The following is a 23,790-nucleotide window of genomic DNA, read 5'->3' as shown; positions in this document are numbered from 1 at the left end:
TCAGCGCGCATTGCCGCGGCCGAGTTCGTTGTCGATGAAGTCCAGGATCTCGGCGGTGGACGCCGATTCGATCTGGTCGGCCACGCCGTCCGCCTCGCCGGGGGCGCCGCCGTGGGCCGCGGTGAGAGTCGCCGTCAGCGCTTGCAGACGCTGGACGACCCGGGTGCGTACGTCAGGTCCTTCGGCGGCGGACGCGGCGTCGGCCGGGGCGTTGGTGATGGCGGTCAGCGAGGCCAACGAGGTTTCCAGAGCGTCGAGTTCCGCCAGTACGGAGTCGGCGGGGGTGGTCGGTGCCGGGGCGATGCCGGCGAGGAGGCGGGCGGCGAGCGCGGTCGGGGTCGGATAGTCGAAGACGAGCGTGGCGGGCAGTCGCAATCCGCTGAGCGCGTTGAGTCGGTTGCGGAGTTCGACGGCCATGAGGGAGTCGAAGCCGAGTTCCTTGAAGGCCAGGTCGATGTCGACGAGCCCGGCCGAGGCATGCCCCAGGATGGTGGCGACCTCACCGCGTACCCACTCCACCACCATCGGCTGCCGCTCGGCCTCGGGGGTCGCTGCCAGTCGCTGAGCCAGCGTCCTGGCACCGGACGCCCCGCTGGCGGTGCGCCGGGCCGTGGTGCGGATCAGGCCGCGGAACAGCGCCGGGGGCACGGGCTGGGAGCGGAGCGCTGCCCTGTCGAGTTCGGCGGCGAGGGTGACCGGACGGTCGGCGGCGAGCGCCACGTCGAGGAGTTCCAGACCTCGTTCGGACGTCATGGAGGTGAAGCCGGAGCGCGAGATGCGGGCCAGGTCCTCGGTGCGCAGATGGCCGGTCATTCCGCTGGCCTGCCCCCACTGCCCCCACGCGATGGCGGTCGCCGGCAGCTGTCGGGCACGCCGGTGCTGGGCCAGGGCGTCGAGGAAGGTGTTGGCAGCGGCGTAGTTGGCCTGTCCGGGGCTGCCGAGGGTGCCGGCGGCCGAGGAGAAGAGCACGAAGGCGGCCAGGTCCAGGTCCTCTGTCAGCTCGTGCAGATGCCAGGCACCGTCGACCTTCGGACGCAGCACACCATCCAGACGATCAGGCGTCAGCCCCGCGAACACACCATCGTCCAGCACACCCGCCGTATGCACCACCGCCGCCAACGGGTGCTCCACCGGAACCGACGCCAGCAGACTGGTCACCGCACTCCGATCGGACACATCACACGCCGCGAACACCACGTCCGCTGCGAGTCCGGCCAACTCGGCCCGCAACTCCTCAGCTCCCGGCGCCGCCGCACCACGACGGCTCACCAACAGCAGACGCCGCACACCGTGTTCCACCACCAGATGCCGCGCCACCAGACCACCCAGCGTCCCCGACGCACCCGTGACCAGCACCGTCCCCTCCCCACCGGCGAGGCCGGCGGTGGCCGCCTTCGTCGGTGGCGCCACCCGCGCCACCCGCGCCAGGCGGGGCACCAGCACCGTGCCGTCGCGTACCGCGACCTGCCCGTCATCACCGGCCACGGCCGTCGGCAGTGCGGTCAGCGACGCCGCGGACCCGTCCACATCGACCACGACGAGGCGGCCGGGGTGTTCGGACTGGGCCGAGCGCAGCAGGCCCCACACGGGCGCGAGCGCGAGGTCATCGACCGGTTCCTCCGTCCCGGCGGCGACCGCGCCGCGTGTGACGACCACCAGTCGCGACTGCTCGAACCGCGTGTCCGCGAGCCAGGTCTGTACCGTCTCCAGCACCTCGCCGAGCACCGCGCGCACCCGCTCGGGGACTTCGGCGGCGTGTGCCTCGGGCCCGCCTCCCGCGGCGGACACCCAGGGCGCGAGCACCAGATCGGGTGCCGGCGCGCCCGACTCGACGGCCTCGCCGAGCGCCGCCAGGGAGTCGTACGAGAGCACCGGCAGGCTCGGGGACAGCGTCGCGGCCAGGTCCAGGGGGCTGTCCTGGCCACCGAGTACGGCCCAGACGCCCGCCCCCGCCGACTCGGCGGAAGGCACCAGCGCGGCGGAGGGGTCGGCCGCCTGCGGTGCCGGGACCCAGTCGACCTGGAAGAGCGCGTCGTCGCGGCGGGTACGGGCGTCGCGCTCTGCAGCCAGTTGCGCGGCCGGGATGGCGCGGGAGACCAGTGAGGCGACGGTGGCGACCGGGGCGCCGTCGGCATCGGCGATCCGCAGCGCGACGGCGTCGTCACCGGCGGGGGTCAGCCGGACCCGGAGCACGGAGGCGCCGGTGGCGTGCAGGGACACCCCGGTCCAGGCGAACGGGAGCCGCACGCCGTCGTCGGCCGACGCGTCGTCCCGCGTGGACCGTGCCACTGCCAGCACATGGAGCGCCGAGTCCAGCAGCGCGGGGTGGATGCCGAAGGCCCCGGCCTCGCCTACCGCTTCCTCGGGCAATGTCACCTCGGCGTAGGTCTCCTCTCCCAACCGCCAGGCGGCCCGCAGCCCTTGGAACAGCGGACCGTAGCCGTAGCCGCCGGCCTCCAGCCGCTCGTACCAGCCCTGCACCGGGAGCGCCTCGGCGCCGGCCGGAGGCCAGACCTCCAGACCGGACGGTGCCTCGGCGGCCCGGCCGGCCGCAGCGTCGGCGACCAGGAAACCGGAGGCATGGCGGATCCATTCGCCGGACCCGGTGTCGTCCTGCGGGCAGGAGTGCACGGAGAACGCGCGCCGGCCCGCGCTGTCGGGGCTCTCCACCTCCAACTGGAGCCGAATCGCTCCGGTTTCGGGGATCAGCAGGGGCGCGTGCAGGGTGAGTTCCTCCACGTCCGGGCAGCCGACCCGGTCTCCGGCGTGCAGCGCCAGTTCGATGAACGCGGTGCCCGGCAGGAGCACGGTGTCCAGCACGGCGTGGTCGGCCAGCCAGGGGTGCGTGCGCAGGGACAGCCGCCCCGTGAGCGTCAGACCGTCGCGGCCCGCCGGGGTGAGCGCGGCGCCCAGCAGCGGGTGGTGCACCGGGGCGAGCCCCAGGTCGCCCGCGTCGCCCGGGGCTCCGTCGTCCGTCAGCCAGAAGCTCTGGTGCTGGAACGGGTACGTGGGCAGCTCGACGGGTCGTACGGGCCGTCGCGCGAGCGAGGCGAGGTACGCCGTCCAGTCCACGGCCACGCCGTGGACGGCCAGTTGGGCCGCCGAGACCAGGAACCGTCCGATCCCGCCTTCGTCGCGCCGCAGCGAGCCGGTCACCACCGCGGCCGACTCCGCGGCCTCCACGGTCTCCTGGACGCCTACGGTCAGTACGGGGTGTGCGCTGGACTCGACGAAGGTGCCGAACCCCTCCGCCACCAGCGTCCGTACCGCCCTCTCGAACTCAACCGTCCGCCGCAGATTGCGGTACCAGTAACCCCCGTCGAGATCGTTCGAACCAATCCACTCACCCGTCACCGACGACAGGAACGGCACCCGCGGCGCCCTCGGCTCCACCGACGCCAACACCCGCGCCAACTCCGCCTCGACACGCTCCACATGAGCCGAATGCGACGCATAGTCCACCGGAATCCGACGAGCCCGCACACCCTCCCCCTCATACCCGGCCACCAAGGCCGTCACCGCCGTCGCATCACCGGACACCACCGTCGACCCCGGTCCATTGACAGCGGCGATACTCAACTCGTCCTTCTCGGCAATGCGTTGGCGTACGACATCGACGGGCAGCGGGATCGACGCCATACCCCCCAGCCCCGCCAGCTCCCGGGCGATCACCTGCGAACGCAACGCCACCACCCGCGCAGCGTCCTCCAACGACAACGCACCCGACACCGCGGCAGCCGCGATCTCCCCCTGCGAATGCCCCACCACCGCATCCGGCACCACACCCACCGACCGCCACAACCCCGCCAACGACACCATCACCGCCCACGAAACCGGCTGAATCACCTCCACCCGCTCCAACGCACCACCACGCAGCACCTCGCTCAACGACCAGTCCACGTAAGGCTTCAGTGCTGCCTCGCAGCGCTCGATGGACGCGGCGAAGGCGGGTGCGGAGTCGAGCAGCCCGGCGCCCATGCCCACCCACTGCGAGCCCTGGCCGGGGAACACGAAGGCGGTACGCCCCCGGGTGTCCGTCACACTTCCGGTGATCAGGCCGGGAGCGGACATACCGAGGCCCAGCGCTTCGAGGCCGGCCAGCGCTTCCGTGCGGTCCGCGGCGACGAGCACGGCCCGGTGATCGAGGTGTGAGCGTCGGGTCACCAGCGTATGTCCGGCATCCCTGAGCGCGATCGCCCCGTCACCGGCGAGGAGTGTGCGCAGGCGGCCGGCCTGGGCGCGCAGGGCGTCGTCGGTCTTCGCGGAGAGCAGCAACGGTACGGGGCCGTGATCCTCCCCGACAGCAGCGGCCTCGTCGACGACCTCTGCCGCCGGCGCCTGCTCCAGAATGATGTGCGCGTTGGTACCGCTGATACCGAACGACGAGACCGCCGCCCGACGCGGCCGGTCCTCCGCCGTCTCCGGCCACTCCAGCGCCTCGGACAACACCGAGACCGCGCCCGCCGACCAGTCCACATGCGGCGACGGCTCATCCACATGCAACGTCCTCGGCAGCACACCGCGCTGCATCGCCAGCACCATCTTGATCACACCGGCCACACCCGCGGCCGCCTGCGTATGACCAATGTTCGACTTCACCGAGCCCAGCCACAAAGGACGTTCGGGCGCACGCCCCTGCCCGTACGTCGCCAGCAACGCCTGCGCCTCGATCGGGTCGCCCAGCTTCGTGCCCGTACCGTGCGCCTCCACCGCGTCCACATCCGCCGCCGACAACCCCGCACCCGCCAATGCCTGGCGGATCACCCGCTGCTGCGACGGGCCGTTCGGCGCCGTCAGACCATTACTCGCACCGTCCTGATTGACCGCACTGCCCCGCACCACCGCCACCACGTCATGCCCCCGCCGCCGGGCATCCGACAACCGCTCGACCAGCAACAACCCCACACCCTCACCCCACCCCGTCCCATCCGCCCCACCCGCGAACGGCTTGCACCGCCCATCCACCGCCAACCCCCGCTGACGGCTGAACTCCACGAAAGTCGCCGGGTCGGCGAGTACGGTGACGCCGCCGGCGAGCGCCAGATCACACTCACCGTTACGCAGTGCCTGCACCGCCAGATGCAACGCCACCAACGACGACGAACACGCCGTATCCACGGTGACCGCAGGACCTTCCAGACCGAAGGTGTACGAGACCCGGCCGGAGACCACGCTGCTGGTGTTGCCGGTGACGAGGTAGCCCTCCACACCCTCCGGTGCGGCGCCCAGCCGCTGTGCGTAGTTCTGGGCGATGGCGCCGACAAAGACTCCGGTCGGGCTGCCCGCGAGCGTGTCGGGGTCGATCCCCGCCCGCTCGAAGGCTTCCCAGGACGCCTCCAGAAGCAGCCGCTGCTGCGGGTCCATGGCCAGCGCCTCGCGGGGGCTGATCCCGAAGAAGGCGGCGTCGAAGCCGTCGGCGTCATGCAGGAAGGCGCCTTCGCGGACGTATGACGTGCCCGGATTCCCGGGGTCGGGATCAAAGAGCGCCTCAACATCCCACCCACGACCCGACGGGAACTCCGAGACCGCGTCCACCTCCCCCTCCAGCAACCCCCAGAACTCCTCCGGCGAACCCACCCCACCCGGGAACCGGCAACTCATCCCCACGATCACGACCGGATCGTCATCAACGCCAACAACCGCCGAAAGACCCGCCGACCGACCCGCCGACCGACCCTCCGCCTCGGCGAACCGCCCAGCGCCAAGCAGCTCGGTGCTCAGATAACCGGCCAGCGCACGGGGGTTGGGGTAGTCGAAGACCACCGTGCTGGGCAACCGCAGGCCGCTGAGCGCGTTGAGGCGATTGCGCAGTTCGACGGCGGTCAGCGAGTCGAAACCCAGCTCGTGGAAGGCCCGGCCGGCATCGATGAGACCCGGGGCACGGTGGCCGAGTACGGTCGCCACCTGCGTCCGGACGATGTCCAGCAGTGCCTTCTCACGGTCCGCCGCGGGCAGCGCGGCCAGCTGATGGGCCGACGCGGTGCCGTCAGGACCGGCGTCGGCCGTGGCGGTACGGCGCGCCGTACGCACCAGTGCGCGCAGCACGGCCGGAACGGGCAGTTGCTCACGACGGGCCGCGCCGAGGTCGAACTTCGCGGGTACCACCTGCGGTTCGCCGGTGGCCAGTGCCGCGTCGAAGAGCGCCAGGCCCTCGTCGGCGGCGAGCGGAAGCAGTCCGGACCGGCCGATACGGGCCCGGTCGCTCTGGTCGAGGGTGCCGGTCATGGCGCTGGTGTCGTCCCACAGACCCCAGGCGAGCGAGACAGCCGGCAGACCACAAACCCGCCGCAGCCGCGCGAGCGCGTCCAGGAACGTGTTCGCCGCCGCGTAATTCGCCTGCCCCGGACTCCCCAAAACCCCCGCCACCGACGAAAACAGAACAAACGCCGACAACCCCAGATCCCGCGTCAACTCATGCAGATACCACGCCCCATCCACCTTCGGACGCAACACACCATCCACACGATCAGACGTCAGACCCCCGAACACACCGTCATCCACCACACCCGCCGTATGCACCACCGCAGACAACCGATACCCGGCGAGCAGCCGTGCCATCGCCTCCCGCTCACCCACATCACACGCCTCGAACACCACCTCAGCACCCAACCCCACAAGCTCATCACGCAAACCCACAGCACCCTCAGCAGCCAAACCACGACGACTCACCAACAAAAGCCGACGCACCCCACACACAGCCACCAAATGCCGCGCCACAAGCCCACCCAACGTTCCCGTAGCACCCGTCACCAACGTCCAGCCATCACCGACATCGCCCTCCGGGGCGAACGGGAGTTCCTGGACGGGTGGTTCGGGCAGTCGGGCCAGCCGGGGTACGTGCACGATGCCGGCGCGGAGGGCGAGTTGGGGTTCGCCCGTCGCCACCGCACGGGCGAGGAGGGTGTGCGCGCTGTCGTCGTCGGTGTCGACGTCGGTATCGACGTCCGCGAGGACGATGCGGCCGGGGTGCTCGGACTGCGCCGAGCGCAGCAGGCCCCACACCGGCGCGGCCGAGAGCTCGGCGACCGAGTCCTCCGGTCCCACCGCGACTGCGCCTCGCGTGACCACGACGAGCCGGGACTCCTCGAAGCGCGGGTCGTCCAGCCACGTTCGCACCGCGTCGAGCACGCCCGTCAGCGTCTGCCGCACCCGCGCCGGCACGTCCTCACCTTCGGGCGCCGTCACCGGCAGCACCACCACGTCGGGCACCTCGATGAGATCCGCTGCCTCGGGGAGCCGTGGCCAGCCGGTGTCCGAAGTGGTCGCGGCGGTGCCGGTGGGCAGCGCGAGCGGGGTCCAGTCGAGGTGGAACAGCCGGTCGCGGTGGCGGGCGGTGGCACCGGCGACGAACTGGGCGGTGGGGATCTCCCGCAGACGCAGCGCCTCGACCGTGGCGACGGGTGTGCCGGCCGGGTCGCTGAACGCGAGGGAGACCGCCGGCCCGGCGTTCCCGTCATGCCCGATGTCGCCGGCATCCCCTGCGTTCTCCGCGTTCCCGACGGGCGCGACGCGCACCCGCAGGGTCCGGGCCCCGGTCGCGTGGAGCGTGACGCCGGTCCACGAGAACGGCAGCGGCAAGGTGTCGTCCGTGGCGCCGTCGCCCTCGGCCCGGCCGAGCAGCAGCGCGTGCAGTGACGCGTCCAGCAGCGCCGGGTGCATACCGAAACCGTCCACCTCCTCGACGGCCTCCTCCGCCAACGCCACCTCCGCGAACGTCTCCTCACCCCGCCGCCACACCGCCCGCAAACCCTGGAACACCGGGCCATACCCGTACCCCTCCGCGGCCAGCCGCTCGTAGGCACCGGCCACCGGCACCGGTACCGCTCCCGGCGGCGGCCAGGCGCCGCTCTCCGTTTCCGGCGGTGTGGTGCGGCCGGCCGGTGCGAGGAGGCCGGAGGCGTGCCGGGTCCACTCGCCCCGTTCGGTCTCGTCCCCCGGCGCGGCCGGGGACGGTTCCTCGGCGCGGGAGTGGATGCGCAGCGTCCGACGGCCGGCGTCGTCGGCCGGGCCGACCGCGAGCTGGATCTCCACGGCGCCCTGCTCCGGGAGCGCCAGCGGGGTGGTGATGTCGAGTGTTTCGATGCCGTCGCAGCCCACCAGATCGGCTGCCCTGAGACCGAGTTCGACGAAGGCGGCGCCGGGGAGGACGGTGATATCGGCGGCGGTGTGGTCGGCGAGCCAGGGATGGGTCCGCGGGGAGAGCCGCCCGGTGATGACGAGACCGTCGCCGTCGGCCAGGGACACCGCGGCGCCGAGCAGCGGATGTCCGGCCGAGGTCAGGCCCGCGGCGGTGAGGTCGCCGGCCGGGGCGGTGGCGTCGATCCAGTGCCGCACGCCCTGGAAGGCGTAGGTCGGCAGTTCCACCTGCCGGGTGGCGCGCCCCGCGTGGAGCGCGGGCCAGTCGACCCGTACACCGTGGGCGAAGGCCTGGGCGATGCCGGTGAGCACGGTCTCCGGCTCCGGACGGTCGCGGCGCTGAAGGGCGACGGTGTGGACGACATGGTGCTCGCCGGTCTCCGGGGTATCCGTGGCGAGGCAGTCGGCCGCCATCGCGGTGAGCACGGCGTCGGGGCCGATCTCGACGAAGGCGGTGGCGCCCTCGGCGCGCAGCGCGGCCACGCCGTCGCGGAAGCGCACCGCGTCACGGACATGCCGCACCCAGTAGTCCGCCGTGCCGAGTTCACCGGGGAGCGCCGGGCTTCCGGTGACGTTGGAGATGACCGGGACGCGAGGCTCGGCGTAGGCCAACTCGGCTGCGACGGACCGGAATTCGTCCAGCATCGCGTCCATGTGCGAGGAGTGGAAGGCATGGCTGACGCGGAGCCGGCGTGTGCGTCGGCCCTTCGCGGCGAAGTCCGCGCCCACGGCGAGAACGGCTTCCTCGTCACCGGAGATCACCGTGGCCGAAGGCCCGTTGACCGCCGCCACATCAGCACGCCCCGCCCAGGGGCGGAGGCGGTCGCGCACCTCGTCCTCGGTCGCTTCCACCGCCGTCATGGCGCCGCCCTCCGGCAGCGCCTGCATCAGCCTTCCGCGTGCGGCGACGAGCCGGGCGGCGTCCGGCAGGGTCAGCACTCCGGCGAGGTGGGCCGCGACCAGCTCGCCGATCGAGTGGCCGATCATCAGGTCGGGCACCACGCCCCAGGACTCGACCAGCCGGTACAGCGCCACTTCCAGCGCGAACAGCGCGGGCTGCGTGTAAGCGGTGTGGTGCACCAGTTCGGTGTCGATCGCCTCGCGCAGCGGACGCTCCAGGTGGGCGTCCAGTGCCGCGCACACCTCGTCGAAGGACTCCGCGAACACCGGGAAGGCGGCGTGGAGTTCGCGGCCCATGCCGGGGCGCTGGCTGCCCTGTCCGGTGAAGAGGAAGGCCGTTCGCCCCGCCTGGTCGGGGACCTGGCCACGGACGAGCCCGGCCGTGGAGGCGGCCCCGTCGCGCAGCTCCTCCAGCCCGCGCACGAACCCGTCGCGGTCCTCGGCCAGGACCACCGCGCGGTGGTCGAAGCGGGCGCGCGAGGTGGCCAGGGAGAACCCGATGTCGGCGCTGTCGGCGGCGGGCTCGGCGGCCAGCTGCTCCAGGAGGCGTTCGGCCTGGCCGGAGAGCGCGGCCGGGGTCTTCGCGGACAGGACCCAGGGCAGCAGCGGCGTACGCGCGGCAGGGACAGTCCCGGCCGGTGCCTGGCGGGCGTCTTCCGCGGCATTCGCGGGGGCGTCCACCGGGACATTCGCCGGGGCGTCCGCGGGGGCCTGTTCCAGGATGACATGGGCGTTGGTGCCGCTGATACCGAAGGACGACACCCCCGCGCGGCGCGGACGGTCCGCGGACCCAGGCCACGGCACCGGCTCGGTGAGCAGCGACACCGCGCCCGACGACCAGTCGACATGCGGTGTCGGCCGGTCCACATGCAGGGTCCTGGGCAGCACTCCGTGCCGCAGGGCCATCACCATCTTGATGACCCCGGCCGCACCCGCCGCCGCCTGGGTGTGCCCGATGTTGGACTTGACGGCGCCGAGCCACAACGGCGCGCCCCCGGGCCGGTCCTGTCCATAGGTCGCCAGCAGGGCCTGCGCCTCGATCGGGTCGCCAAGCCCGGTGCCGGTGCCGTGTGCCTCCACCGCGTCCACGTCCGCCGGCGCCAGCCGCGCGCTCCGCAGCGCCTGCCGGATGACGCGCTCCTGGGAGGGCCCGTTGGGCGCGGTCAGGCCGTGGCTGGCACCGTCCTGGTTGACGGCGCTGCCACGGACGACGGCGAGTACGGGGTGCCCGTTGCGCCGGGCGTCCGAGAGGCGTTCGACCAGCAGCAGCCCGACGCCTTCGGCGAATCCCGTGCCGTCCGCCGCTGCGGCGAAGGACCGGCAGCGGCCGTCCTCGGAGAGCCCCCGCTGCCGGCTGAACTCCGTGAAGATGCCCGGGGCGGTGATGACGGTGACTCCGCCGGCGAGGGCGAGCGCGCATTCGCCGTTGCGCAGCGACTGGATGGCCAGATGCAGCGCGACCAGCGAGGACGAGCAGGCGGTGTCGACGGTGACGGCCGGCCCTTCGAGACCGAAGGTGTAGGCGACCCGGCCGGAGGCGACGCTGGTGGTGCTGCCGGTCAGCAGATAGCCCTCGTAGCCGTCGGGGACTTCCTGGGGGCGGCGGGCGTAGTCCTGGGCGATGGTGCCGACGAAGACACCGGCCCGGCTGCCCTTCAGCGTGGCCGGGTCGATGCCGGCGCGTTCGATCGCCTCCCAGGATGTCTCCAGGAGCAGCCGCTGCTGCGGGTCCATGGCCTCGGCCTCGCGCGGGCTGATGCCGAAGAAGTCGGCGTCGAAGCGGTCCGCGCCGGTCACGAACCCGCCGGCGCGGGCGTAGGTGGTGCCGGGCTTGTCCGGGTCGGGGTCGTAGAGCCCGGCCAGGTCCCAGCCACGGTCGGTGGGGAAGTCGCCGATGGCGTCGCCGTCGGCGGCGATGAACCGCCACAGGTCCTCGGGGGAGCGCACCCCGCCGGGGAACCGGCAGCTCATCCCGACGATGGCGATCGGCTCCTGGTCCTTGTCCTCGACGTCCCGCAGCCGCCTTCTGACCTGCTTCAGTTCCGTCGTCGCCCGCTTGAGGTAGTCGCGGAGCTTTTCCTCTTGTGCCGATTGAGCCATGGCGGCAAACCCCTTCAAGGTGGCCAGGTCTTTGTCAGGTCCGACTGCTTCAGGAGATGACTGCTTCAGGAGATGCCGAGCTCGTCGTCGAGGGCGTCGAACAGTTCGTCGTCGGTCGCCGCGGTCAGGTCCTCGTCCGGGGCGGTGTCACCGGGTGTCACCAGCAGGTCGTTCCACTTCCACAGCAGAGCCTGTAGCCGGGCGCCGATCTTTTCGTGGGTGGCGTCGTCGACACCCGTGCCGTCGGGCCCGGAGGGTGCCGGGGCGGCGGACGCGGCGGATACGGCGGACCGGTCGAGCAGGGCCCGCTCCAGTCGTTCGATCTCCGCCATCAGTGAGGTGTCGGGGTCCTGGCCGTCGGGGGCGAGTTCGCCGCGCAGGCGCTCGGCGAGCGCTTCGAGGGTCGGGTGGTCGAAGACCAGGGTCGTCGGCAGCCGCAGCCCGGAGGCCGTCGCGAGCCGGTTGCGCAGCTCCACGGACGTCAGTGAGGTGAAGCCGAGGTCCTTGAACCCGCGGTCGGTGTCCACCTTCTTCGGGTTGCTGTGTCCCAGTACCGCGGCCACCTCGCCGCGCACCAACTCCAGCACCCTCGCACGCTGTTGGGGCACATCGAGGCCGACGAGTCCCCGTGCCCAGGCCGAGCCGGCGGTTCCTGGGCGGCCGCCCTGGTCGCGTACGATCCGGCGGGACGAGGCACGGACCAAGCCGCGGAACACGGCGGGCGTCGGCCCGGACGTGGCGGCTGCCCGCAGGGCCGCGGTGTCGACCCGCGCCGCGAGCAGGAACGCCAGGTCCCCCGACAACGACGCGTCGAAGAGCGCGAGTCCGGCGTCCGCGGCCATCGGCGCCACGCCGGAACGGGCCATCCTGGCCACATCGGCGCTGCCCATGGCACTGGTCATGCCGCTGTCGTCCGCCCACAGCCCCCAGCCCAGCGAAAGCGCCCGCAGACCGGTGGCCCGCCGGTGGTGGGCCAGGCCGTCGAGGAAGGCATTGGCTGCCGCGTAGTTGGCCTGCCCCGGGCTGCCGAGGGTGCCGGCGGCCGAGGAGAACAGCACAAAGGCGGCCAGGTCCAACTCCCGTGTCAGTTCGTGCAGATGCCAGGCCGCCGCCACCTTCGGCCGCAGCACCGAAGCCACCTGCTCATGGGTCAGCCCCGCGACGATGCCGTCGTCCAGCACTCCAGCGGTGTGCACCACGGCCGTCAGCGGATGCTCGGCCGGTACGGACGCCAGCAGCGCGGCCACCGCCTCCCGCTCCGCCATGTCGCAGGCCACCACCCGTACGCGCGCCCCCAGACCGGTCAGCTCCGCCCTCAGCTCGGAGGCGCCCTCGGCGGCGGGACCCCGACGGCTGGTCAGCAGCAGCTGCCGCACGCCGTGCTCGGTCACCAGATGCCTGGCCACCAGGGCACCGAGGGTGCCCATGGCGCCGGTCACCAGGACCGTGCCGGTGCCGAAGGGCGCGCCCCCGGCGGCCGGCGGAGCCGTGATCCGGGCCAGTCGCGGCACGTACAGCCGGCCGGAGCGCACCGCGAGCTGGGGCTCATCCGCGTGCAGGGCCGCGGTGACCGCTTCGGCGAGGGAGCCGTGCTCGCCGGGATGGGCGTCGAGGAGGAGGAAGCGGTCGGGATTCTCCGTCTGTGCCGAGCGCAGCAGCCCCCATACCGCCGCGGCGGCCGGATCCGTGATCCGCTCTCCTGGCACTCCGGCCACCGCGCCCCGGGTGACGACCACCAGCCGGGACCGCTCGAACTTCTCGTCCGCGAGCCACATCTGAAGGGTGTCGAGCACCTCGAAGAGCACCGTATGTGTCCGCGCGGCGAGGTCCTCGCCGCCGTCGCCGCCGTCCAGCGCGGCGTCACCGCAGGGCGCCGGGCTCGCCACCGGCAGCAGTACGGCCGTTGGCACCTCGTCCCCGATGTCGTGCGGCGTGTCGTACTCCACCACGTCCAGCCCGTCCGCCTTGAGCTGTGGCGCGATCGCGCACGCCGCCGCCTCGCCGAGCACCGCCCACCGGCCCTCGGACCCGGACGGCACGGCCTGCGCCGCGGGCAGCGGCACCCAGCCCAGGTCGAACAGCGCGTCGCCGTTCCGGCCGTCCGCCCCGTTCCGGGCGAGCCGTACGAGCTGTTCCCGCGGCACCGAACGCAGTGTCAGCGACGCGAGCGAGGCCACCGGGGCGCCGGTGAGGTCGTACGCCTCCAGGGACACCGTGTCCGCCGCGGCGGCCGGCGCGATCCTGACCCTGAGTGCGGTGGCGCCGGACGCCCGCAGGGTCGCCCCCGTCCAGCTGAACGGCACCACGGGTCCGTCCGCCTGCCCCGGCGTGAGGCGTTCTGCGGCCGGCAGTTGCAGGGCGTGCAGGGCGGTCTGCAGCAGCGCCGGGTGGAGGCCGAAGCCCGCGACACCGTCCGTCGCCTCCTCGGGCAGTGCGACCTCCGCGTAGATCTCCTCGCCGAGCCGCCAGGCGGCCCGCAGCCCCTGGAACGCCGGGCCGTACCCGTAACCCTCGGCCGCCCGCTCCGGGTAGAAGCCGTCGACGGACAGCGGCTGTGCGGCACGCGGCGGCCATTCCGCGGCGTCCGTGGCAGCATGCGGGGCGGCGGCCGGAGCTGTCGGCGTGACGGGACCGAGCAGTCCCTCGGCATGGTGGGTCCACTCCTGTGCGCCGTCATCGGCCCGTCCGCCCTCCGGGCGTGCGTGCACCCCCAGGGGACGCCTGCCCTTGTCGTCCGGCTCACCGACGGTGACCTGAAGTTGAACGCCAGCGTGTTCGGGAAGAACGAGCGGCGCGTGCAGGGTCAGTTCCTCGACGCGCTCGCAGCCGGTCCGCTCCCCCGCGTGCAGCGCGAGTTCCAGGAACAGCGATCCGGGGACGAGAGAGGTGCCCAGCACCTCGTGGTCGGCGAGCCAGGGGTGGGCGTCGAGCGACAGCCGGCCGGTGAACACCACTCCATCGCCGTCGGCGCGTTCGAGGGCGGCGGACAGCAGCGGGTGGCCGGCGTCGACCAGTCCGGCTGTGGTCCAATCACCCGCGTGGGACGTGGCGTGCAGCCAGTAGCTCTGCCGTTGGAAGGGGTAGGTGGGCAGGTCGGCAGGGCGCCCGGCGGCCGGCGGCAGCACGGCCGGCCAGTCCACCGCCACGCCTCGGGCCCACGCCTGCCCGACGGAGATCAGGAAACGTCCCCAGCCGCCTTCGTCCCGCCGCAGCGTACCGACGACGACGCCCCGGGCCCCGGTGTCCTCGATGGTCTCCTCCAGCCCCATCGAGAGCACGGGGTGTGCGCTGGACTCGACGAAGGTGCCGAACCCCTCCGCCACCAGCGTCCGTACCGCCCTCTCGAACTCGACCGTCTGCCGCAGATTGCGGTACCAGTACGCCCCGTCGAGATCCGTCGAACCGATCCACTCACCCGTCACCGACGACAGGAACGGCACCCGCGGCGCCCTCGGCTCCACCGACGCCAACACCCGCGCCAACTCCGCCTCGACACGCTCCACATGAGCCGAATGCGACGCATAGTCCACCGGAATCCGACGAGCCCGCACACCCTCCCCCTCATACCCGGCCACCAAGGCCGTCACCGCCGTCGCATCACCGGACACCACCGTGGAACCAGGCCCGTTGACGGCGGCCACACTGATCGCGGGTTCATCGGCGATGCGTTGGCGTACGACATCGACGGGCAACGGGATCGAGGCCATACCCCCCAGCCCCGCCAGCTCCCGGGCGATCACCTGCGAACGCAACACCACCACCCGCGCAGCGTCCTCCAACGACAACGCACCCGACACCGCGGCAGCCGCGATCTCCCCCTGCGAATGCCCCACCACCGCATCCGGCACCACACCCACCGACCGCCACAACCCCGCCAACGACACCATCACCGCCCACGAAACCGGCTGAATCACCTCCACCCGCTCCAACGCACCACCACCCCGCACCACTTCGGACAGCGACCAGTCGACATAAGGGCTCAACGCCGCCTCGCAGCGCTCCATCCACTCCCCGAACACCGGGGAGGCCGCCCACAACTCCGCGCCCATGCCCACCCACTGCGAACCCTGACCGGGAAACACGAAGGCGGTACGCCCCGGGCCGCTGCCGGACGATCCCCGCACCGTGTGTCCCGTGGCCTCGCCCTCGGCCAGCGCCCGGAGCCCGCTTCGCAGATCCTCGCCGGACGCGGCCACGATCAGCGCACGCTCGTCGAGGGCGGCACGCCGGGTCGCCAGGGCATGCCCCAGTTCGGGCAGGCCCCCCTTCTCGTCCTGGCCGATGAAGGCGGACAGCCGACGGGCCTGGGCGCGCAGGGCGTCGGCGGTCTTCGCGGAGAGCAGCAACGGTACGGGGCCGTGATCCTCCCCGACAGCAGCGGCGTCGTCGACGACCTCGGCCGCCGGCGCCTGTTCCAGAATGATGTGCGCGTTGGTACCGCTGATACCGAAGGACGACACGGCCGCCCGACGCGGACGATCCGGACCACCCTCCGGCCACTCCCGCGCCTCCGTCAACAGCTCAACAGCCCCCGCAGACCAATCCACATGCGGCGACGGCTCATCCACATGCAACGTCCTCGGCAGCACACCGCGCTGCATCGCCAACACCATCTTGATCACACCGGCCACACCCGCGGCCGCCTGCGTATGACCGATGTTCGACTTCACCGACCCCAACCACAAAGGCCGCTCCGACGAACGCCCCTGCCCATACGTCGCCAGCAACGCCTGCGCCTCGATCGGATCACCCAACCGCGTCCCCGTACCGTGCGCCTCCACCGCGTCCACATCCGCCGCCGACAACCCCGCACCCGCCAATGCCTGGCGGATCACCCGCTGCTGCGACGGACCGTTCGGCGCCGTCAGACCATTACTCGCACCGTCCTGATTGACCGCACTGCCCCGTACCACGGCCACCACGTCATGCCCCCGCCGACGCGCGTCTGACAACCGCTCGACCAGCAACAACCCCACACCCTCACCCCACCCCGTCCCATCCGCCCCACCCGCGAACGGCTTGCACCGCCCATCCACCGCCAACCCCCGCTGACGGCTGAACTCCACGAAAGTCACCGGGCTCGCCATCACGGTGACGCCGCCGGCGAGCGCCAAGTCACACTCACCGTTACGCAGCGCCTGCACCGCCAGATGCAACGCCACCAACGACGACGAACACGCCGTATCCACAGTGACCGCAGGACCTTCCAGACCGAAGTTGTACGAGACCCGGCCCGAGGCGACACTGCCCGCGCTGTTGTAGCCGAGGAAGCCCTCCAGCTCCTCCGGTACGTCGTGCAGCAGCCGCGAGGCGTAGTCGTTGTACATGACGCCCGCGAAGACGCCGGTCCTGCTGCCCTTCAGTGTCGTCGGGTCGATCCCCGCCCGCTCGAAGGCTTCCCAGGACGCCTCCAGAAGCAGCCGCTGCTGCGGGTCGATCGCCAGCGCCTCGCGGGGGCTCAGACCGAAGAATTCGGGGTCGAAGCCGTCCGCCTCGTGCAGGAATCCGCCCTCGCGGACGTATGACGTGCCCGGATTCCCGGGGTCGGGATCATAGAGCGCCTCAACATCCCACCCACGACCCGACGGGAACTCCGAGACCGCGTCCACTCCCCCCTCCAGCAACCCCCAGAACTCCTCCGGCGAACCCACCCCACCCGGGAACCGGCAACTCATCCCCACGATCACGACCGGATCGTCATCAACGCCAACAACCGCCGACAGACCCGCCGACCGACCCGCCGCCTCGGCGAACCGCCCAGCGCCAAGCAGCTCGGTGGCGAGGAAATCGGCGAGTTCCGCCGGGGACGGGTAGTCGAAGACGGCGGTGGCCGGGAGCCGCAGGCCGGTCGCCGTGCCGAGCCGGTTGCGCAGTTCGACGGCGGTCAGCGAGTCGAAGCCCAGCTCGTGGAAGGCCCGGCCGGCATCGACCGCCGCCCCGGAGGCATGGCCCAGGACCTGCGCCACCTGTGTCCGCACCAATTCGAGGACCTGTCGGGCCTGTTCGTCCGGGGTGAGCCCGGCGAGTCGCCGCGACCACGAGGCGTCACCGGTCGTGGTCGCGGCGGCGGCGCGGCGGGGCGCCGCCGGCACCAGGTCGCGCAGCAGTGCCGGGACCTCCTCCGGGCTCCCGGCCGCGCGCGGAGCGCTCAGGTCCAGGCGTGCCGGAACCAGCGCCGGAAGCTCGGTCTGCAGCGCGGCATCGAGAAGGTCCAGCCCCTGGTCGGCGGTCATGGGAGCCACGCCGGTGCGCGCCATCCGTGCCCGGTCGGCGGCTGCGAGTTCCTTCGTCATGGCGCTGGTGTCGTCCCACAGGCCCCAGGCGAGCGAGACAGCCGGCAGACCACAAACCCGCCGCAGCCGCGCGAGCGCGTCCAGGAACGTGTTCGCCGCCGCGTAATTCGCCTGCCCCGGACTCCCCAAAACCCCCGCCACCGACGAAAACAGAACAAACGCCGACAACCCCAGATCCCGCGTCAACTCATGCAGATACCACGCCCCATCCACCTTCGGACGCAACACACCATCCACACGATCAGACGTCAGACCCCCGAACACACCGTCATCCACCACACCCGCCGTATGCACCACCGCAGACAACCGATACCCGCCAAGCAGCCGTGCCACCGCCTCCCGCTCACCCACATCACACGCCTCGAACACCACCTCAGCACCCAACCCCACAAGCTCATCACGCAAACCCACAGCACCCTCAGCAGCCAAACCACGACGACTCACCAACAAAAGCCGACGCACCCCACACACAGCCACCAAATGCCGCGCCACAAGCCCACCCAACGTTCCCGTAGCACCCGTCACCAACGTCCAGCCATCACCGACGTCGAAGGGTGTCGGTGTCCCCGTGGGAGCGGGGACGCGCTGAAGTCGCGGCACTCTCAACTCGTCGTCATACAGCGACATCTGGCTTTCACCGCAGCCCACAGCACGCGTCAGCGCTTCGTCCAGGGCGGCCTCGGGCGGCAGGTCGAGCAGGACGATGCGCCCGGGGTGTTCGGACTGCGCCGAGCGCAGCAGGCCCCACACCGATGCGGCTGCCAGGTCCATATCGTCCGCGCCGCGCACACCGCTCGTCGCCCCCCGCGTCACCACGACGAGCCGGGCTTCCTCGTACCTCGCGTCGTCCAGCCACGCCTGAACCGACCCGAGTACGTCGGTCAGCACCTGGCGCACTCCCGAAGGAACGTTCTCCGCATCGGGCGCCGCGACCGGCAACACCACGACACCCGGGACCACTTCGCCGTCCGGCACTTCGGACAGCAGCCGCCACGGCGTATCGGTCACGGCATCCGGCGGAACAGGGATCCACTCCTCGGCGAAGAGTGAGTCCTGCGGCGTACGGGCCGCCCCGGCGAGGTCCCCGGCCGAGACCGGCCGCAGCGCGAGGGATTCGACCACGGCGACGGTCGCGCCCTCGGTGTCAGCGACGACCAGGGACAGCGCGGTCTCGCCCTTCTTGACCAGCCGCACCCGGACGGACCTGGCTCCGGTCCGGTGAAGTTCCGTTCCCGCCCAGGAGAAGGGCAGCCGCAGGGGCTCGCCCGTGGGAGCGCCGACCTCACCGGAAGCACCGAGCAGCAGCGCGTGCAGTGACGCGTCCAGCAGCGCCGGGTGGATACCGAAACCGTCCACCTCCTCGACGGCCTCCTCCGCCAACGCCACCTCCGCGAACGTCTCCTCACCCCGCCGCCACACCGCCCGCAGACCCTGGAACACCGGGCCATACCCGTACCCCTCCGCGGCCAGCCGCTCGTAGGCACCGGCCACCGGCACCGGTACGGCGCCCTCGGGGGGCCACACCGACGGCTCGGACGCCGTGGTGCCGGCCGAGGCGGTACGGCCCAAGAGACCCGTGGCATGACGCGTCCACCGCTGCTCCGACGCCGGACGGGAGTAGATGTCGACGGACCGCCGCCCCTCCTCGTCCGGAGCACCCAGCAGCAGCTGAAGGTCGGTCTCGCCCTCCTCGGTCAATGTCAGGGGCGCTGCGAGGGTGAGTTCCTCGACCCGGCCGCAACCGACGTCGTCACCGGCACGGATCGCCATCTCGACGAGGGCGGTGCCCGGCACCAGGACGGTGCCGTGAATGCTGTGGTCACGGATCCACGGCCGGCTCCGAAGGGAGACCCGGCCGGTGAACAGCACACCCTCACTGTCGGCCGACCGCACCGACGCGCTCAGCAGTGGGTGTCCGACGGATTGCATGCCCAGCCCGGCGGCGTCCGATGGGGCGGCGGGCGCGTCGAGCCAGAGCCGCTGCCGCTGGAAGGCGTACGTGGGCAGCGCGACCGGTCGCGTACCTCTCTCCCCGAGCAGTGCTTCCCATCGCACGGGAAGCCCCTGCGCGAAGGCCGAGGCCAGTGCGGCGGTGACGCTGCGGGCTTCCGGGCCGTCCTTGCGCAGGGACGGTACGAAGACCGCGCCCTCGCCCTCGACACCCGCCTGGGCCAGAGCGGTCAGCGTGGCATCCGGACCGATCTCGACATACGTCCCCACGCCTGCACCTTCGAGAGTGCGCACCGCCTGGTGGAAGAGCACCGCCTGCCGGGCATGCGCCGCCCAGTAATCCACCGAGGACAGCTCCTCGGCCGTCACCAGCCCACCCGTCAACGTCGACACAATCGGAATGGCCGGAGCGGAGAACTCCAACTCGCCGGCCACCGCACGGAATTCATCGAGCATGCCGTCCATCAACGGCGAATGAAAAGCGTGGCTGACAGTCAGACGACGCGTCTTGTGACCCGCCTCCGACAGCAGACCCGACACCTCCAGCACCGCACCCTCTTCACCCGAAATCACTGTCGAAGAGGGGCTGTTGACCGCCGCCAGGGCAACATCGGTACGTCCCTCCAGGAACGGGGCGACGACCGGCTCCCCCGCCCGCACCGCCACCATCGCCCCACCAGCCGGCAACGCCTGCATCAGACGGCCACGCGCCGCCACCAACCGCGCCGCATCCCCCAACGACAGGACCCCGGCCACATGCGCGGCAGCCAGCTCACCCACCGAATGACCCGCGAGGAAGTCGGGCACCACACCCCACGACTCCCACAACCGGAACAACGCCACCTCCACCGCGAACAAACCCGGCTGCGTAAACGCCGTCTCATGCACCACGGAGTCATCCACCGCCTCGCTCAACGGCAGCTCCAGCAACCCCTCGAACGCCGCACTCACCGCGTCAAACGCCTCCGCGAACACCGGAAACGCCCCATACAACCCACCCCCCATCCCCACCCGCTGACTCCCCTGACCAGCGAACAGAAACGCCGTCCCACCCGATCCGATGGCTCCCCGTACCACCGAGCGGTTCTGGCTCCGCTCGCCGGCGGCGACCTCGGCCAGTCCGTCGAGCAACTCCCGCTGGGTGGCCCCGAGGACCACGGCGCGCTCGGCGAAGAGTGTCCGGGTGGCCAGCAGCGAGTGCGCGACGGCGACCGGCTCCGGTGCGGCCTCGGCCAGCTGTTGGTGGAGGCGCTGGGCTTGGCCCGCCAGCGCGGCCTCGTTCCTGGCCGACAGCACCCACGGCACCACGCCGCCAACAGGCAGCGTCGCGGAGCCGCCAGCGGCTGCTGGTGCCTCGTCAGTCGGCGCGTCCTCAGCCGGCGCGTCCTCAGCCGGTACCTCCTCGACCGGCGCCTGTTCCACGATCACATGCGCGTTGGTGCCGCTGATGCCGAAGGACGACACGGCCGCCCGACGCGGCCGGTCCGGACCACCCTCCGGCCACTCCCGCGCCTCCCTCAACAGCTCAACAGCCCCCGCCGACCAATCCACATGCGGCGACGGCTCATCCACATGCAACGTCCTCGGCAACACACCATGCCGCATCGCCAACACCATCTTGATCACACCAGCCACACCCGCAGCCGCCTGCGTATGACCAATATTCGACTTCACCGACCCCAACCACAACGGCCGCTCCGACGAACGACCCTGCCCATACGTCGCCAGCAACGCCTGCGCCTCGATCGGATCACCCAACCGCGTCCCCGTACCATGCGCCTCCACCGCATCCACATCACCGGCCGACAGACGCGCACTCGCCAATGCCTGACGGATCACCCGCTGCTGGGACGGGCCGTTGGGAGCTGTGAGCTGGCTGCTGGTGCCGTCCTGGTTGGTGGCCGAGCCACGGACGACGGCCAGGATCTCGTGGTCATGGCGACGGGCGTCCGAGAGCCGCTCGACCAGCAGCAGGCCGACGCCCTCGCCCCAGCCCGTGCCGTCGGCGCCCGCCGCGAACGGCTTGCAGCGGCCGTCGGGGGCCAGGCCGCGCTGGCGGCTGAACTCGATGAAGGTCGAGGGGGTGGACATGACGGTGACGCCGCCCGCCAGCGCGAGGTCGCACTCGCCGTTGCGCAGGGCCTGGCCGGCCAGATGCAGGGAGACCAGGGAGGACGAGCAGGCCGTGTCGACGGTGACGGCCGGCCCCTCGAAGCCCAGAACGTAGGCCACCCGGCCCGAGGCGATACTGCCGGCGCTGCCGTTGCCGAGGTAGCCCTCCAGCCCTGGCGGCATCTCCTGGAGCCGTGAGGCGTAGTCGTTGTACATGACGCCGGCGAACACACCGGTCCGGCTGCCGCGCAGGGTGGCCGGGTCGATACCGGCCCGCTCGACGGCCTCCCAGGACGCTTCCAGGAGCAGCCGCTGCTGCGGGTCGGTGGCCAGTGCCTCGCGGGGGCTCAGGCCGAAGAACTCGGGGTCGAAGTCGGCGGCGTTGTAGAGGAAGCCGCCTTCCCGGGCGTACGAGGTGCCGGTGTGGGCCGGGTCCGGGTCGTAGAGCCGGTCCAGGTCCCAGCCGCGGTCCTCGGGGAAGTCGCCGATCGCGTCGCCGCCGGATGCCACCAGGCGCCAGAGGTCCTCCGGTGAGGCGATGCCCCCGGGGTAGCGGCAGGCCATGCCGATGATGGCCAGGGGTTCCGCTCGTTCCGACTCGACCTCGCGCAGGCGCTTGCGGGTCTGCGCGAGGTCTGCTGTGACGCGCTTCAGATAGTCGCGAAGCTTGTCCTCGTTCGCCATGGGGCATCCATCCGCTTCAAGTTCACGTGGTACGGCTTCAAGTTCACGTGGTACGGGGACGTGATTCGGGCGTGTGGCCCGGGACGTGCTACCGGCCGCGGGCGGCCGTGGACGGCCCGAACCAGGCGGTCAGCGCCAGGTGCAGGCCCTCGGTGTCGGCGCCGGTGCGGTCGGCCCAGGCGACATGGCCGTCGGGGCGGATGACCAGGACCGCCGCCCCGATCGTGGGTGTGGGGGCGGCGGTCACCACCTCGACGCGGTCGGACCAGGCGCTGAGGTCGCCGAGCTCCGCCGTGCCGCCGCTGAGGTCGAGCACCACGGGACGGCCGGCGTGCTGTGTCCGCGACACGGTGGCCGGGCCGTCGCCCGCGGTCTCCAGCGGGGCGTCGGGGACGCGGCGGCCGAGCAGCGGATGGGCCTCGGGGCCGTCGCCCGGCCGGTCGGCGTAGTCCATGGCGTAGCGGCTGCTGAGGCCGGTGACCATGTTGACGAGGTACCGCTTGACCTCGTCGAACTTGACCAGCTCGCCGAAGAGTTCGCGCAGCGGGCCGATGCGGTCGAGGGGGTGCATCAGGGCCATCTGGGCCTGGGTGTTCATACAGACCTCGCGACCGACGGGGTGCCGTTCGCTGTGGTAGGTGTCCAGCAGGCCGTCGGGTGCCCAGCCGTTGATCTCGGCGGCGAGTTTCCAGCCGAGGTTCATGGCGTCCTGCATGCCCACGTTGAGGCCCTGGCCGGTCGCGGGGAAATGCACATGCGCGGAGTCGCCGGCGAGGAAGACCCGGCCGGCGCGGTACCGCGCGGCGAGGCGGGTGGTGTTGACGAAGCGGGAGAGCCAGTGCACCTTGTCGATCTTCGGTTCGTCGCCGATGACCCGTCGGATGGCGCCCCGCAGTTCGTCGAGGGTGACCGGTGTCCCCTTGGGCGGCGGGTTGCCGTCGAACTCGATGGCGGTCAGGCGGTGTTGGCCGGGCGAGGTGACGGTGATGCCGAAGGTTCCGGCCGGGTAGAGGCCGGGGGCGACATGGTCGCTGCCGCCGTCGGGGATCTCGACATCGCCGACGACGCCGTAGTAGGTGTGTCCGCTGGCCGGGAAGTCGATGCCGGCCAGTTTGCGTACGGTGCTGCCGCCGCCGTCACAGCCCACGAGGTAGCTGCCGCGCAGTTCCTCTTCGCCGGAGCCGGTGGCCACGCGTACGGTGACGCCGTCCTCGTCCTGCTCGAAACCGAGCACCTCGTGGCCGCGGCGGATGTCGACGCCGAGTTCGAGGGCGCGCTGTTCCAGGAAGCGTTCGGTGCGCCACTGCGGCAGCAGCAGGGTGTACTCGTGCTCTCCGAGGTCGTCCAGGTCGAGCCAGAAGAGGGAGAAGTGGACGCGGTGCCATTCGGGGATGTCTTCCTTGGGGAAGCGGTCCCACAGGCCGCGCTGCTGGAGTGTTTCGATGGCGCGCGCGTGCAGGGTCATGCCGCGCGACTCCTGTGGGGGTGTGGCCAGCTTCTCCAGCACCACGCTCCGCACGCCGGCCAGCGCCAGCTCACCGGCGAGCATCAGGCCGGTGGGACCGCCGCCGGCGATCAGGACAGGGCTGCTCATTGCTTACTCCTCGGTGATTCG

At 71.7% G+C, this 23,790-nt stretch carries 3 protein-coding genes; all 3 read right to left on the bottom strand.

Annotation, left to right across the window (positions count from 1 at the left end; all coding sequences use genetic code 11):
• On the bottom strand, positions 1 to 11,136 hold the full coding sequence (locus ACFRKB_RS00455; protein ID WP_383101984.1) for a type I polyketide synthase: 11,136 nt from the start codon (positions 11,134 to 11,136) through the stop codon (positions 1 to 3).
• A gap of 65 nt (positions 11,137 to 11,201) precedes the next feature.
• Positions 11,202 to 22,145, bottom strand: coding sequence for a type I polyketide synthase (locus ACFRKB_RS00450; protein ID WP_463291720.1), 10,944 nt, complete (start codon positions 22,143 to 22,145; stop codon positions 11,202 to 11,204).
• A gap of 118 nt (positions 22,146 to 22,263) precedes the next feature.
• Positions 22,264 to 23,769, bottom strand: coding sequence for an FAD-dependent monooxygenase (locus ACFRKB_RS00445; protein WP_383101981.1), 1,506 nt, complete (start codon positions 23,767 to 23,769; stop codon positions 22,264 to 22,266).
• Between the last annotated feature and the right edge of the window lie 21 nt (positions 23,770 to 23,790).

This window comes from Streptomyces scopuliridis (assembly GCF_042790125.1).
Lineage (GTDB): Bacteria > Actinomycetota > Actinomycetes > Streptomycetales > Streptomycetaceae > Streptomyces > Streptomyces scopuliridis_A.
Note: the sequence above shows the minus strand (reverse complement) of the source record. Positions and strands in the feature narration are given on the sequence as shown.